This window comes from Rhizobium ecuadorense (assembly GCF_001187535.1).
GTDB lineage: Bacteria > Pseudomonadota > Alphaproteobacteria > Rhizobiales > Rhizobiaceae > Rhizobium > Rhizobium ecuadorense.
The window spans coordinates 1-244 of record NZ_LFIO01001156.1 but is presented as its reverse complement, the minus strand read 5'-3'; the positions used below and the strand labels follow the sequence as shown (position 1 = coordinate 244).

1 protein-coding gene is annotated in these 244 nt (G+C 59.4%); it reads right to left on the bottom strand.

Annotation, left to right across the window (positions count from 1 at the left end; all coding sequences use genetic code 11):
• Positions 1 to 244 (bottom strand): UbiD family decarboxylase domain-containing protein (locus AF337_RS24620; RefSeq protein WP_160320345.1); only part of this gene is annotated, 244 nt, incomplete at both ends.

Below are 244 nucleotides of genomic sequence, written 5' to 3'. Positions count from 1 at the left end.
CGTTTGGCGCCTGCCTTGCGAGCCATGATGGCGAGATGATGGTTCGGTGCAATACCGATCATCGCTTCGTTCGGACCAAGCACCTTGATGCGGGCATAGGACGCGTTGCCCAAGCCTGTTTCAGGGTCGCGCGCCACGATCAGACCCGCAGTAATGTAGGGACCGGTCTCCTTGGAAAAGAACGTCGGGACTGGAAGCCGGGTCAGGATGTCGTCCTGGAAGAGCTGTTGCTGTACCGGCGCAT